11 protein-coding genes are annotated in these 13732 nt (G+C 43.8%); 5 read left to right on the forward strand and 6 right to left on the reverse strand.

Translation table 11 applies throughout. The features are described 5' to 3' along the window. Positions 1-9 precede the first annotated feature (9 nt). Positions 10-1368 (forward strand): diguanylate cyclase, encoded by a 1359-nt coding sequence (locus tag L3V33_RS05460; protein ID WP_010431858.1) that lies wholly within the window; start codon positions 10-12, stop codon positions 1366-1368. A gap of 151 nt (positions 1369-1519) precedes the next feature. On the opposite strand, the gene L3V33_RS05465 is transcribed toward L3V33_RS05460, so the two are convergent. The 3 genes from L3V33_RS05465 to L3V33_RS05475 all read right to left on the reverse strand — a co-directional run bounded on the left by L3V33_RS05465 (position 1520) and on the right by L3V33_RS05475 (position 4819). After that, positions 1520-2080, reverse strand: a complete 561-nt coding sequence (locus L3V33_RS05465) for a sugar O-acetyltransferase (protein ID WP_237289698.1) — start codon at positions 2078-2080, stop codon at positions 1520-1522. Between the two features lie 202 nt (positions 2081-2282). Further along, on the reverse strand, positions 2283-3281 hold the full coding sequence (locus tag L3V33_RS05470; protein WP_237289700.1) for a LacI family DNA-binding transcriptional regulator: 999 nt from the start codon (positions 3279-3281) through the stop codon (positions 2283-2285). Between the two features lie 98 nt (positions 3282-3379). After that, on the reverse strand, positions 3380-4819 hold the full coding sequence (locus tag L3V33_RS05475) for a 6-phospho-beta-glucosidase (RefSeq protein ID WP_237289702.1): 1440 nt from the start codon (positions 4817-4819) through the stop codon (positions 3380-3382). A gap of 316 nt (positions 4820-5135) precedes the next feature. Here L3V33_RS05475 and L3V33_RS05480 point away from each other — a divergent pair, with 316 nt between their 5' ends. Together L3V33_RS05480 and L3V33_RS05485 are read left to right on the forward strand one after the other, a co-directional pair. Continuing rightward, positions 5136-6698, forward strand: coding sequence for a bifunctional UDP-sugar hydrolase/5'-nucleotidase (locus tag L3V33_RS05480; protein WP_237289704.1), 1563 nt, complete (start codon positions 5136-5138; stop codon positions 6696-6698). Between the two features lie 61 nt (positions 6699-6759). Then, complete coding sequence (locus L3V33_RS05485; protein WP_237289720.1) at positions 6760-8139, forward strand: hypothetical protein; 1380 nt, start codon at positions 6760-6762, stop codon at positions 8137-8139. An 83-nt stretch (positions 8140-8222) separates the two neighbouring features. Here the strand turns inward: L3V33_RS05485 and L3V33_RS05490 are convergent, their stop codons facing one another. Both L3V33_RS05490 and L3V33_RS05495 read right to left on the reverse strand, forming a co-directional pair. Continuing rightward, positions 8223-8747 (reverse strand): hypothetical protein, encoded by a 525-nt coding sequence (locus tag L3V33_RS05490; RefSeq protein WP_237289722.1) that lies wholly within the window; start codon positions 8745-8747, stop codon positions 8223-8225. A gap of 51 nt (positions 8748-8798) precedes the next feature. After that, positions 8799-9188 carry a VOC family protein gene (locus L3V33_RS05495; protein ID WP_237289724.1) on the reverse strand — a complete coding sequence of 130 codons (390 nt, stop codon included), beginning with the start codon at positions 9186-9188 and terminating at the stop codon, positions 8799-8801. 209 nt (positions 9189-9397) lie between these two features. On the opposite strand from L3V33_RS05495, the gene L3V33_RS05500 reads away from it, so the two are divergent. Then, complete coding sequence (locus tag L3V33_RS05500; protein ID WP_346730219.1) at positions 9398-10297, forward strand: DMT family transporter; 900 nt, start codon at positions 9398-9400, stop codon at positions 10295-10297. Here the strand turns inward: L3V33_RS05500 and L3V33_RS05505 are convergent. Further along, complete coding sequence (locus tag L3V33_RS05505; RefSeq protein ID WP_237289727.1) at positions 10294-11196, reverse strand: LysR family transcriptional regulator; 903 nt, start codon at positions 11194-11196, stop codon at positions 10294-10296. The two genes, L3V33_RS05500 and L3V33_RS05505, sit on opposite strands and share 4 nt — an antisense overlap. Positions 11197-11393: 197 nt before the next feature. Between L3V33_RS05505 and L3V33_RS05510 the strand changes: the two genes are divergently transcribed. After that, positions 11394-13466, forward strand: a complete 2073-nt coding sequence (locus tag L3V33_RS05510; RefSeq protein WP_237289729.1) for an alkyl sulfatase dimerization domain-containing protein — start codon at positions 11394-11396, stop codon at positions 13464-13466. Positions 13467-13732 lie beyond the last annotated feature (266 nt).

Below are 13732 nucleotides of genomic sequence, written 5' to 3' on the forward strand. Positions count from 1 at the left end.
TACACCAATATGAATGCTATCAATTTAGCAATGAAACAAAGACATTGGGTCATGGCCTGCTTCGCTTTGGTCATCCTTTGTATTCATATTGGTGAAATCCGTAGAACCATCCATTTTGTTGAGAAAGATCAAACTCACCGAAGCGATCTCATTCAAACGCTGGTTCAAAGTAATGTCGTGCGAACACTGAATATTTTAGGTACTTCTTTACACTCAGAAGCAACAAATACCAACAGACCCAATGTGGGTGGCGTTTATTATCAGCCTACGCGACCTTTCTCAAATTCTGACATTAAAGGCATCGCAGAACGATTCAATATCAGTACATCGTCACCTCAATTTCTTGCCATGAAAAACGGAAAAACGACACTTTGGGGATTTAATTTCAATCATCCAAAACCTCATATCAACTTAATAGCAGGGCTCGTGTCGCAGCGGACATCCCTATACCACGAGGCGAATGTCGATCTGCAGCATTACTTCCCAGAAATCAACGGCACGGCCAACACGCTTCTTTTTATAAGAGACAATCAACATCAATACTTTATGCCTTCTGGAGAAAAGATAAATCTAGACTTATCGAACACGCACGCCTTACAACCTCTAGAAGACACCGCTGTCTATGTAAGCAAAGTGGAACTACTGGACGTCATATTTTTCCAATTAAACAATGACAATTCTCGATACTTTCATCTTGTTGAAGTTCCGTTACCACAACTTCGTGCGACCCTTTTTATCTTTGATAATATGACCAGTTCTGTGGCTGAAATAAAGGGAGTGATTCAAAGTTTTGTTGAGGTCATCGCATTGTTAGGGATAGGCTATGTGTTACTGATCGCTTTTTCTCATTATCAATATCGAACCTCAATTGCTTTGGAATCAGATGCATTAACAGGGTTGAAGAACCGCTCTTACTTAGAAAGTGCAAACTCACGCATTCGCGATGCTGGAACGAGCAAAAACAACCGATGTATCGGAGTTATTGCCATTGATCTCGACCATTTTAAACTGATCAACGACAACTACGGACACCATATCGGCGACAACGTGTTAGTTCGGGTAAGCGAGATATTATTAGAAAATGTAAGAAACAACGATGAGTGCTATCGTATCGGTGGAGACGAATTCATCGTCATTCTCAAAACAGAAAGTCAGTCCGATATCATCAAGTTAGCAGATAGAATTCGAGATAAAATCGCCTACGACCCACAGCTCAGAAGTATGATTAAAGGAGGAGTATCAGCTTCGCTTGGACTTGTGGATTTATCGACTGGGCAATCGATTGAAGAGGCCATTATTTCCGCTGACGAGATGTTGTATCAAGCGAAAAACCAAGGGCGCAATTTGGTTCAAAGCTCCCTTATCTGAAAGAAAACGAATTTTCCTGTTCGCTGCAACCGCAATTGTGAACAGGAAAAGAATAGCCAATCAACCAACGAAGAAAGCTGGGCTTACAAAAAGAACATTAGTTTACTACAACTCAGAGATCGAAAGCCGCTCAAAAATGCAGTGGCGTCAATTAATCATTATCAATCGCTTTCAGCACTTTACATGGATTACCGACTGCAACCACATTGGCTGGGATGTCTTTAGTTACCACACTGCCAGCGCCAATCACGCTGTTTTCGCCAATAGTGACACCCGGACAGATGATTACACCACCACCAAGCCAAACATTGTCGCCAACGTTAATCGGTGTGCCAAACTCTACGCCCTCTTCAACTCGGCCTTTCACATCGAGTGGATGGCCTGCTGTAAGGATTTGTACATTAGGGCCAAGCAGCACATTGTCACCAATGGTCACTTCGGCCACATCCAAAATCACACAGTTAAAGTTAGCGTAGAAGTTCTTACCCAGCTTGATGTTCGAGCCGTAATCACAACGAAATGGGGGTTCTAAATGCGCATTTTCACAACCAGGAATAAGCTCTTGAGTTGCCGCTTTCCATTCAGACGTATCAGGAATACTGTTGTTGAGTTTTTGAAGTACCTTACGACACTCAATTCGAGCTGAATAAAGCTCTTCATCCCAAGCCTGATATGGTTCACCTGCTAGCATTTTTTGTTTTTCTGTTTTCACATTACTTACCTGTTCTCACATTACTGAGCTATTTTTACATTACTAAACTGATCTCACACAACTTAACTAATGCTGTTCAATTCATCGACCCAAAACGCAATATCGCACATCTAAATAACAGTGAATAATGAGTGTTTAAGCTTGGTTTAAGAGATGCGCAGCTCGTCACTTTTTGTAGGTGAAATATGAAATTCGAACAGTGCTAATTTAGCTTCGCTATCGAATCACGTAACACCAAACTGCCGGTGGTATTGATGGTGGTCGCTTGCTCTGTTTCACCGACAATTTGCAGGATCGCCTTTTGCGTCATTTGCTGTAATGGCACACTCACAGACGTTAAGCTTGGCGTTAAAAACGCCCCCACTTTGCTGTTATCAAAGCCGACGATCGAAACATCTTGAGGTAATGAGTACCCAAGTTCGGTTAACGCCTTAATCGCACCAATCGCCATGTCATCGTTTTCAGACAAGATAGCAGTGAACATTGCTTTGCTTTTTACCAAGGCTTGAACAGCGTGATAACCGCTCTCCATCGTCCAATCGCCTTGAACGACTTTAGATTCATCCAATGCAATATCGTGCTTGGTTAGCACATCTTGATAGGCTTTATAACGCTGTTCATCGGTCGAAGACCCGGCTTTACCACGAATCACCGCAATGTCTGTATGACCTTGATCGATGATGTGCTCCACCATCAAACAAGCGCTCTGATAATGGTCTGTGGTAATGGCATGATTAGGCTTCGACGGCATTTCGCGGTTGAGCACCAGAATCGGTGTGTCGGTGCTTTCGATGATCTGAGCGATCTCGCTTTCGGTTAAACATTGCGGATAGATGATGATGCCAGCGCACTTCATGTCGAGCAGGAAATTGATCGCCTTTCTTTCGTCTTCAGCGCTGTGTTTACCATCGGTGATCACCAATTGGTGATTCGACTTTTCACTATAAGAAGCGGCGTGATACATCAAAGAAGAGAAGTAAGGGCCGTTGAATAGCTCATTAGTGATAACAAAGCCGATGAAGTTGGTCTTCTTGGTCGCCAATTGCTGAGCTAACAGGTTTGGTCGATAACCCGTCTCTTGAATCGCATCAAATACCTTTTTCGCCACATCTGGGCGCACGATGTTCTTGCCATTTAAGACACGAGAAACGGTCGATTTAGATACGCCTGCGCGGTTCGCGACATCAAGCATGGTTACCATTGCTTCTTTTCCTTTATAAAAAATTAGTCGACATAGGCCGACTAATTCATTGCAAAATCACAGCTCACAGTTCGCATAACTGCGCTGGGGAATGCATTCTAAATAGTGGCACCGTTAGATGCAATCACGCCTTTGTACCACTCGAACGACTTCTTACGTTTGCGCTCTAAAGAACCAGATTGATCGTTGTGCTTATCTACATAAATGAATCCGTAGCGCTTTTTCATCTCACCGGTAGTGAACGACACCAAATCGATACAGCCCCAAGGGGTGTAACCCATGAGATCAACGCCATCAATCGCAACCGCTTCTTTCATCTCTTTGATGTGATCGCCAAGATAGGTAATACGGTAGTCATCATTGATGCTGCCATCTTCCTCAATGATGTCGACCGCGCCAAAACCATTCTCAACGACGAACAATGGCACTTCATAGCGCTCATACAGGGAAGCTAAACAGAAACGCAAACCCGTTGGATCAATTGGCCAACCCCAATCGCTTGATTGGATGAACGGGTTATCAACCGAGTTTTCATGGCCACCGTCCATCGCTTCTTCAGTCGACTGATGCGAAGATGAATCTAAAGTATTCGACATGTAGTAGCTAAAGCCTAAGTAGTCCGCTTTACCCTCTTTTAAGATCTGTTCATCTTCTAGCTGCATTTCAATGTTGAAGCCTTTAATTGCCCAATCGCGCTTGGCGTAGCTTGGGTAGTGGCCGCGAACCATCACATCCGAGAAGAAGTAACGATCACGCATCGCTTGCTGAGCCATCATAATGTCTTCCGGCTTTGAAGAGCGAGGGTAAAAAGGCACCATCGCACACATCGCACCGATTTGCAGATCTGGGTTGATCTCATGACCTTTCTTAACCACCAAAGCACTCGCCACAAACTGGTGGTGAACCGCTTGATACATGGCTTGTTGCGGCTTTTCGCATTGTGGAAACTTCACGCCAGAGCACAACCAACCGAAGATATCCGCCGAGGTATTCATCTGGTTGTTGATCTCATTGAACGTCATCCAGTACTTCACCTTGTGCTGGTAGCGTTCCATCACCGTGGTTGAATACTTAACAAAGAAATCGATCACTTTGCGGTTCATCCAGCCGCCGTATTCTTTGGCTAGGTGGTAAGGCATTTCAAAGTGGCTCAGTGTTACCACTGGTTGAATGTCGTATTTCAACAGCTCATCAAACAGGTTATCGTAAAACGCTAAACCCGCTTCACACGGCTCGGTTTCATCACCATTTGGGAAAATACGCGTCCAAGCAATACTGGTTCGAAAGCATTTAAAGCCCATCTCTGCGAATAACTTAATGTCTTCTTTGTAACGGTGGTAGAAATCAACAGCCACTTGGTTTGGGTAGTTTTCACCATCGATTACACCATCTGTAATTCGACGTTGTACACCATGAGCGCCTGCCGTTAATACATCGACCACACTCACACCTTTACCATTCGCATCCCAGCCGCCTTCTAGCTGATGCGCAGCAACCGCACCACCCCATAAAAAATCGTTCGGAAATTCGTTGTTCATACTGTTACTCGCTACAGATTGTTCGTGAAAAATATTGGTATTAGAAAAGCAACCGCCACTCTGAAACCGATTTCAATAAAGTAAAGATACATACTGAAACCGGTTTCAACAATGCCTTTTTGATCTTTTTTTGATCAAACTTAGGATTAATTTGAGTTCATACCTACCCAAGCGACTCCATTCATTAAAACCAACTCAAAAGGTAATTCCTTAGTTTCCAGGATCAATCTAGGCTAAGGACTGTGCTTTGGCGCACACTCACCCCACTCGCGCTCACTAAAATGGCAAACGTTTCCTTCACTGACATGAGCACGCTATGAAAAACCTCAAAATGAAACCTTTATGCTTTGCTGTATCCGTATTAACGACAGTAGCTTCAATGCCAACTTTAGCCGAAATAAAAGAGATCACTCTGCTTCATACCAACGATATTGAAAGTGTTTACGAACCAGTAGATGCGTTCTGGAATGATGACATTGAGCTGATTGGCGGTATTCCTTACTTGGCGACGTTGATCAAAAACGTTCAAGCTGAGGAAGGAACCAGTTTCCTATTAGACGCTGGTGATATTTATACGGGCGCACTCTCTAAAAAGTCGAAAGGTAAGCTGCCTTTCGACCTATATAACTCAATGGGTTATGACGTAATCACACTGGGTAATCATGAATTCGAATACGGTTGGGAATCACTTGTAGAAACCATGCCTCGTGCTCGTTTCCCTGTGCTCAATGCGAACATATTCCATGAAGCTTCTGATTCGATGTTTGCTCAACCTTACACAATCCTTGAGCGTGATGGCGTTAAAATCGGCGTGATTGGTGTCATGGGAATTGATGCGTTCTACAACACAATGTGGAAAGGAAACCGTAAAGGGCTAACCGTCAAAGATCCTACGGAAATCGCTCAAAAATGGGCTGATAAGATCCGCGATGATGTCGACATGATCGTGGTACTAACGCACCAAAACAAGACGGCACCAATGCAAACAGACAAAGAAGCCGACGCAGAAGTTCAGCGCGGATTCGATGAAGACTACGAAATGGCCGGAAAACTCAAAGGCGTTGATGTGATCTTCGGGGGTCACTCTGACAATGGTTTAATTGAACCAGTCGTTCATCCAAAAACAGGCACCGTTATCGGCTTAACCTTTGGTCAAGGCATGCACCTTGGCTACACCAAATTTACTGTCGATACCGAAAAGCATGATGTGAAATTCTTAGGCGGAAAATTGATTCCCGTTGAATCGGCCAAATTAGAGCGTGACGAAGCGACTTACGCATTAATTCAGAAAATTCGCGATGCTCACCCAACATTAGCAGATCAGCTTTCGACCCTAGATAAAGCCGCATCACGCCGTTACTATCGAGAGTCAAATATTGGTAACCTTGTGGCTGATTTGATGAAAGATGCAGGCCAAGCAGACATCGCGATGATCAGCTCAGGTAGCCTTCGTGTTGACCTAAATCCAGGTGCAGTCACTCGTGAAAATGTAATGAACCTTTTCCCGTTTACTGACACACTAACTGTAGTTGAACTAACGGGTGACAACGTTCAAGAGCTGCTTGAATACAGCTACACATTACCTTACGGTCTGGCGCAATTCTCAGGGATTAAAGCCACTTACGACAGTACACAACTGGAAGGTGAGCGCTTGATTAGCTTGAGTATCAACGGCGAGCCCGTATCCGAGAATCAGAAGTACAAAGTTGCGACATATTCATACGCGGCAAGTGGTGGCGATGGTTACACTGTATTTAATAAAGGCGAAACACTATCGAACGGAGAGCCGGTCATGCAAGTACTTGTTGAAGGTTTCCAAGAACGCAAAAACATCACAGTTCCTGAACTTGGTCGTCAAGTCGATGTAAGTCGTCAGTAACAGAGATATCCAACAACCAACGTCATAAAATATGTATCAGGGATTAGCAGGTACAACGCTCATGAGAACCCAGTTCAATTGCTGTAAAACATATAACTGTTTTAACCTAGCTAATCCTGATCTAAGCCTTTATCAGCGCAGCTCTCAATTAGGCTTCGCGTCTTATAAATGCCCCTTGTGTGGGGCATTTACTCCGATACTGGAAAACGAGCCGATCCTCGCTTTAGCGAAGCAAATCGAAACTAATCAACTCCACTTAGCTGATATTGAATGTCCTACTTGCTTAAAACACACCGAAACCAGCGCCTATGGGAGCACAAGGATCGGCACACCGCGTGTTAAATGCAACCAATGCTCAACGGTGTTCAGCCTACTCAATCCACACAAGACCAGTAGCACACTACAACCTTTGTTAACCCTGCTGACTTCTGGCGTTTTACCTAAAGATCTTCAACGATTATCTCAACTCAATAGCAAACTTTTCTATACTCGCTTAAAACAGTTGGCTCTGTTGCTGCAACAGTTCAATCAACTGCTGATTCAAAAATACCTCAGCGAAACCGAAAGCAGCATGTCTTTGTACACCTCAAGCTTCACGTTTTTATCGCGCTCAGGAAAAGGCAATACCCTAAAATGCTGGAACCTATCGACCACTGACAGTCAGTATGGTTTCCATGTTTTAGACACTGACAACTTTTACCAATATGGCACACAGAAAAGTCCCGCAGGGCTCTATTACTTGGACTTCGTCGAAGTAACTGATGATTCGTCAAGTTCACCTTTAACAACCGTTCAGGCGACTTACGACAAAATCTTCGCTCGGAGCAAATTTGACGAATTAGGTTACGCCTATCAAATAGAGTGTCAGTCCAATGAAGGAAGCGTGCTGCGTCCCGTCTATGCAGCTCACGCCCATTGGATAAGTTTGTCTAAAATATTGCCTGAACATCACCAATTCGACTTCTTTCTAGAACACGAGAGTTTCATTCGCGGTGGCGCCATCACCAACCTTACCCAAGAGATAGTAGCTGGTCGCTTCAATCTCTATTACCTATACACAAAACCCTCGGTAAAGAATTCCACGACTGATATTGAGCAAAAGAGTATTGGTTGGTGGGGAGAAAACTGGTCGACTCAAACCAAGCAATACCCAAGTGGTTATTGGGATATCACTCTATGCGCTCTAACTGAAAACAAAGAGCCTAACCTTGAACTCAACGGCACTGAATGGCACCAAGACTACTTAAACCAGCTAACTCAATGGTTACCAACCCAATATCAAAAGACCATCTCATACCAGATGTCGCAGCATTGGCGTGCCATATTCAACTATTTATACAACTTCACCTACAGCCTAGATAGACGTCAATGTTTCACCGAATGTGAATTCGAATCAATTCTAGAAATAGTATCAACGCTTAACGACTCAACCTCAAAATAGTGCTGCACAAACCTCTTATCAAAATATTCCGAAAGCCATGTTTGGCCCCTACCAATTCGATAGGGACAAATGGCCCCCCAACATCAATGCTGCTCAAAATACTGGTCATGCTGTGATTTACCAGATTGGTCTTGAGTTCCGGGATAGAACTGAACCAAAGTCTGATCGGCTAGTGTGAGGTGAATCCAACCCTCTTTGACTTTCAGCCAATTGGTTCCGTTTGTCTCGTAGACGATAGGAAAACTGCCCCAGCCTGACTCTGATACCTGCAGCTCTTGAAAGCGGTTAATCGGGGTGAGTTTATTACTGTTGAAAGTGGCATAGGAATAAACCAGCAAAGGCTTAATAGCATCGGTTGGCTTAAACGTGTAACAGCTCACTGCGGCTGAAGTGCGATCAAACCATTGGTAGGGTTGTGCGCCTGTTAAATCATAGACCGTACAGTCGTTGAATTTAACAGCCCATTCTTGATTCGCTTTGAATCCAAGGTAGCCGATTGGTTGAGACGGTTCAGGCTTTGCATCTGGCTTCTTCTCATACACCAGATCTGAGGTAGCACATCCCATAAGCCCAAGACTAAAAAAGAAAGTCAAAGTACGCTTCATCATTGTAATACCTCAGTTCCGTTAGTGAATTAAACGCTATTCAAGCTCCTTCTATTAAACGGTAAGTTCTAAACGATTTCCATCAGGATCGAGTACACAACTCTCATAATAGCCATCACCTGTTCTTCTTGGGCCATCTAAGCGCTCATAACCATCTTGAATCAAGCGGCTTGTTAACTCATCGACCGCTTGTTCAGATCCTAGTGAAATCGCCATATGAATGAAGCCTGTGAATTGGTCATAAATATCATCCTTTGATTCAGGCACCGAATCCATTTCCATGATTTCTAATCGGCTACCACTCTCGAAAGAGAGGAAGTAGGAAGAGAAGCCTTTAGTTGGGTTGCGATATTTCTGGTTAGACGCCGCACCAAAGTAATTTTCATAAAACCGCTTAAGTACTTCGAGCTGTTTGGTCCATATTGCGATGTGTTCAATCTTCATTCTGTTCACCTAAGTTTGATGTCTAACGTTAGATTACTCATCAAAAAAGGAACAATAAACAGAACGAAATTCATCGAATGTGTTCCTGTTTAACGGTCAGTTGAGTTATCAAAATAATAACAAGTAGCTGCACAGTATTAACATCTAAGTTTGTGTAATACATAGCTTTGATCCATAGTCGATGTTTTACACATTCTGAGATTGAAGCTGTGAACTTTTTAAAACTAATAACTCTCGCTGCGATATGGGGTGGCTCGTTTCTTTTTATGAGAATAGCTGCGAATCCATTGGGGCCAGCAGTATTAATTGAAGCACGAGTGATGTTTGCAGCAATCACGCTACTGTTGGTGTCTTTGTATTTAAGAAAGAAATTGGCGTTCAACGATCACGCTAAACATTTCTTTATTCTTGGGCTGTTTAATACCGCTGTACCCTTTTTATTGTTCGCTTACGCTGCGCAAACACTTAACGCTTCTACCCTTGCCATTCTCAATTCAACGGCGCCAATATGGGCGGCGATCATAGGTGCGATATGGACGAAAACCGCACTTGAAAGCAGAGTATTACTCGGGTTAGGTATTGGTGTGGCTGGCGTTGGTGTGTTGGTGGGTTGGGATGCGATGAACATTGGCCAAGAGGCAATTGTTCCTATTTTGGCTGCTATGATGGCCGCGTTTAGTTATGGGATAGCGTCTAATTACACAAAACAGGCGCCAAAAGTTGAGGCGTTCAATAATGCTCATGGCAGCATGTGGGCTGCCGTACTAATCGTGTTGCCGTTCGTCTTTTTCTTCCCGATGAGAGAAGCGCCAGACTTGACGATTACAACATCCGTCATCCTATTAGGGGCTGTTTGTACGGGTCTCGCTTATTTGCTTTACTTCAACCTTGTTTCAGAATTAGGTGCGCCTTCGGCTCTGTCTGTCACCTTCTTGATTCCGGTATTTGGTATCTTATGGGGCAACCTGTTCTTAGACGAAGCGATTGGTCTTAACACCATTTTCGGCTCTATTCTTGTTATTACTGGCACCATGCTAGTAACGGGTATGACGCCTTCTAAAATGATAGAAAGTGCAAAACAAAAACGAGCGGCAAAAGCGGCTCGTTAGTCGGCCATGTATTGTTGAATCCTGTTTCTTAACCACTGATAAGCAGGATTCAAATCGGTTCTCTTATGCCAAATCATATACTGCTTCATGGGCAAGACCTCAAACGGCTGGTCGAGAACTTGCAATTGGAATTGCTCCGCAAACTGATTAGCAAAATCACGAGACGTACTACCAACACAATCAGAGCCAGAGACCAACACACACATCGTCATCAATGAATCACATTCGGAGCTGACTTTTCGCTGTTGTATCGGGCTTTTCGTAAAGTAATCTGCGGTATAAAGGCGAGAACGACGCATTCTAAAAGTAACGTGCTTTTCATCGTAATATTGTGCTTCTGTTACTGAACCATCAATTCTTGGGTGCCCCTTGCGAGCGATCAACACCAACCTATCCTCAATCACTTTCTGATTCATGTACCCATTAACTTGTGGGTAGTGGATATCGATAGCTAAATCGGCTTGCTGCATACTTAAGCTTTGAAGAAGATCCTCCTCATTACTCGGTACCATATTGAACTCAATAGAGATATTTCCAAGAGTATTGTCTTTTTCCACAAGAGGTTGAAGCTTGGTCAAACCGATCTCATTAACCAGAATTCGAAACACATGATGTTGTTGATTATCGAACTGTTGCAATGAACTTACAGCACTAGAAATACCGTCTAACGCAGGTTCGATTCTAAGAGCTAATTGCGTTGCAGCATTCGTCGGACTGATCCCTCGCCCCTCTCGGATAAACAGATCAGTGCCTAACTGAGACTGCAATCGCTTCAGCGCACCACTCACACCCGGTTGCGTCATACCCAGGGACTCAGATGCCAAAGTTATCGACTTCAATCGATACACTTCTAAAAACACATTCAACAAGTTTAAATCTAATTTTTCAACGTCACTCACAGACGCACTCCCTATTTAAAACCGTTACTTCAGGCTGCGTCTCAATAAAACAACGCGCTAAAGCCTGTCCTTGATTAAAGTTTAGCTTATACATAACAGTTCGTGATGTATTAACTAAAGTTTACTTTATTTCTCACTATGTTTTACAGTCCTATAATCCTCTCAACGAAACAATTTCCCGAATTGAAGAGGCTCTTATGACAACTTCTCACAAGTTCAAAAATGCATCACTGTTCCTAGCTATCTCGCTCGCATTCCCTGCGATTGCAGCTAACCATGACCACGCACACTTCAGCGAAATTGGCGATCAAGGTGGCAAAAGCGCAACCGAGATGACCACTAAAGCAAACCAAGAGTTCGCAAAAACACTTAACTTTGCCGACACTCGCGCTTTCGACAATAACAATAAAGGTCTTGTTGCTAGCTTTGATCAAGAGACGGGCGACATCATTCGTAATAGCTTTAACTTCATCGATCCAAGTGTAACGAATGCAGACCAAGCACCAGATTCGGTAAACCCTTCACTGTGGCGCCAAGCGGTATTGAACCAAGCGGCGGAAGGTTTATATGAAGTTGTTCCGGGTAAAGTTTACCAAGTTCGAGGCGCGGATTTAGCGTCTATCTCTTTCATTCGTAGTGACAACGGTTGGATCGCCTACGACGTTCTTCTTACCAAAGAATCAGCCGCCAAATCACTCGAATTCTTCAAGAACAATGTGCCTGATGGCGGTGAACTGCCAGTCGTTGCAATGATTTACTCACACTCACATGCTGATCACTTTGGTGGCGCAAGAGCAATCAAAGACGCGTACCCAGATGTAAAAGTGTACGGTTCGAAAAACATCACTAAAGAAATCGTCGACGAAAACGTATTAGCAGGTAATGCGATGTCTCGTCGTACTGCTTATCAATATGGCGCAACCCTGAACCGACACGAACACGGTATTGTTGATGCGGCACTGTCTAAAGGCCTATCAACCGGTAGCATTACTTACGTCCTGCCAGACTACGAACTGAACCATAACGAAGAAATTGAAACTCTGGTTATCGACGGCCTAGAAATGCAATTCATGGATGCTTCAGGTACCGAAGCGGCATCTGAAATGGTGACCTACATTCCAAGCATGAAAGCACTTTGGACTGGCGAACTGACCTACCAAGGTATGCATAACCTGTACACGCTTCGCGGTGCAAAAGTACGTGATGGTTTGAAGTGGTCGAAAAAAATCAACGAGATGTTAGTCACTTGGGGCGAAGAAACAGAGGTGCTATTTGCGTCTCACTCAGCCCCAATCTGGGGTGAACAAGAGATTTCTGATTACCTAAAAATGCAGCGCGATGCTTACGGTTTTACTCATAACCAAACGCTTCGTTTAGCCAATAACGGTGTGGTTCTACAAGATATCGGTGACGAGATTTACAAGGTAATGCCAGACAGCATTCAACAGTCTTGGCACACCAATGGTTACCACGGTACTTACTCTCACAACGCTCGCGCTGTGTACAACATGTATCTTGGTTACTTCGACATGAACCCAGCGAACCTAAACCCATTACCAATCGAGCCAGAATCGGTGAAGTTTGTGGAGTACATGGGCGGCAGCGATGCTGTGATAGAAAAAGCACAGCAAGATTTCCAAGAAGGCGAATATCGCTTCGTTGCAACAGCACTGAATAAAGTGATTCAAGCTGAGCCAGAGAACAAAGTTGCACGTGGCTTATTGGCAGATACTTACGAGCAATTGGGTTATCAATCAGAAGGCGCAGGTTGGAGAAACATCTACCTTACGGGCGCCCAAGAACTGCGTATTGGCACACAACCGGGCGCACCAAAAACTGCATCTCCGGATGTATTGGCTAACATGACCATTGAGAACTTGTTGGATTACTTAGCGGTTAAAGTGGATTCGCTAAAGGCGCAAGAAACACCATTTACGTTGAATATTCAGTTGCCTGATGTAAAAGAGTTCTACTACGTTGAAATGTCTAACGGCAACCTGAACAACATCCAAGTATCAGAACTGCAAGATGCGGATACCACACTGATCATCAATAAGTCTGACGTGTCTGATATCGTGCTTAAGAAAACAAGCCTTGGAAAACTGCTAGAAGACGGACAAGCAGGCGTGAAAGGTGACAAATCATCACTTAACAAACTGCTGTCTTCATTGACTGAAGCTGATACCTCTTTTGAGATTGTTCCTCGTCCAAACAAAGGCGAAGAAGTAGACGCTGAGTTGTACCAAGATTCACACGAACACGCTCACTAAGCCGCTCTAAGGTAAAATAATTACAACGTCAAACTGGCCTAAATAGGCTGAAACAAGGCTAATACGACCAAGCCTCAACCATTAAACTGGTTGAGGCTTTTTTGATTTGAGCTTTATTCGATATCAAGAAAATAAAATAAGAACCCCCACTCACAGCACTCAAATAGCATTGAGTAAATCTTCTTATCAAGCCCAGAAAAACAGTACTGTGTTTGTTAAACCACACCCTTGTTTCACGGTTTATCAATCGCAATACACATCCGTAC

Origin of the sequence: Vibrio sp. A2-1, assembly GCF_021728355.1 — a bacterium.
Classification (GTDB): Bacteria; Pseudomonadota; Gammaproteobacteria; order Enterobacterales; family Vibrionaceae; genus Vibrio; species Vibrio splendidus_K.